This window comes from Oleiphilus sp. HI0080 (assembly GCF_001635135.1).
The window spans coordinates 1-1,234 of record NZ_LWFU01000667.1 but is presented as its reverse complement, the minus strand read 5'-3'; the positions used below and the strand labels follow the sequence as shown (position 1 = coordinate 1,234).

General features: G+C 44.8%; 2 protein-coding genes. Both read left to right on the top strand.

The window, feature by feature from the left end; genetic code table 11:
- Positions 1-188 precede the first annotated feature (188 nt).
- Positions 189-728, top strand: coding sequence for a manganese efflux pump MntP family protein (locus A3751_RS14470; RefSeq protein WP_068457358.1), 540 nt, complete (start codon positions 189-191; stop codon positions 726-728).
- Positions 729-809: 81 nt separating this feature from the next.
- Complete coding sequence (locus A3751_RS23785; protein WP_082863277.1) at positions 810-1,022, top strand: GDCCVxC domain-containing (seleno)protein; 213 nt, start codon at positions 810-812, stop codon at positions 1,020-1,022.
- Positions 1,023-1,234 lie beyond the last annotated feature (212 nt).

The following is a 1,234-nucleotide window of genomic DNA, read 5'->3' as shown; positions in this document are numbered from 1 at the left end:
AATGCCATTGTTGGTATACGCGTAAGCGTCGACGAAATGCAGGGCAAATGGAAAGTCAGCCAGAATCAAAGCGGTGAAAACCGACAAGGAGTGATCAAAGCTTTGGGAAAAGAAGGAAATCAAGCAATGGCCCAAACTGTAGCGCTCAAATCTTCAGAAAGCTAAGCCCCAAATTTAGAGACCAATAAATGTTTGAAGTCTTAATTTTAGCGGTTGCACTGAGCATGGACGCATTTGCCGTTTCCATCGGCCTTGGCTCGAAGCATGAGCAGAGAACCTCTGCTCTCGCAGTTAAAGCCGCCATTTATTTTGGCCTATTTCAAGCGCTTATGCCCTTAATCGGTTTTTTAGGCGGTAAAGGCGTATTCGGGATAATCGAAAATTACGCGCACTGGATCGCTTTTTCTCTCCTCTTACTGATTGGCGCAAAGATGATTTACGAAGCAATGTCAGAGGGAATTGAAGAAGATATTGCTCAAATCACCCACCGGGTGATGTTGGTTCTCGCTATAGCAACAAGCATAGATGCAATGGCCGCAGGATTTACCCTAACACTTATTGAAATAAACCCACTCCTTGCCTGTTCGCTAATAGGCATTATCACATTTATATTTAGTTGGTTTGGCGTATTTATTGGCGCCAAGAGTGGTACCTTCTTAGAGAGCAAAGCGGAGATGTTGGGGGGTGTAATACTCATCCTGATCGGTTTTAAAGTATTACTTTTATGAACCTAACCATCCCCCAAAACACAGCAAGCCATCGCCGCTACCCAAGACCATGCGTTAAATGCACTTAAAGGCAAAACTAAAATGGCAAATGTTATTCTTGAATCGAAGATCACATGCCCTAATTGCGGCCATCATAAAACCGAAGTCATGCCGACGGATGCCTGTGTCTACTTTTACGAATGTGAAGGATGTAAGAAGCTTCTGAAACCAAATCAAGGCGACTGCTGCGTGTTTTGCTCTTATGGCTCAGTTAAGTGCCCACCTATTCAACAGGGCTTCAGTTGTTGCAGCTAACACGAGCTTTTAGATTGACCCTCCCCGACCTTAGAAAAAGCGCTTAGCTAAGCTTGATCCTCATGTTTTATCTGTCGTCACTTAAGACCATCTCTATTTATCTGAACTAATGAGAGCCGGCAGGGGCAGATCCCAAATAGCGGCAAGAACAGAAATCAGCTGCTGCTCAGTCTCACAAAACACCTCATCGGCATGCGCCGCAGCCAACAAAC

What these genes read in the sequence shown, in the direction of transcription:
- A3751_RS14470 (WP_068457358.1), top strand. Translation starts at nt 189, where the DNA reads ATGTTTGAAGTCTTAATTTTAGCGGTTGCACTGAGCATGGACGCATTT.
- A3751_RS23785 (WP_082863277.1), top strand. Translation starts at nt 810, where the DNA reads ATGGCAAATGTTATTCTTGAATCGAAGATCACATGCCCTAATTGCGGC.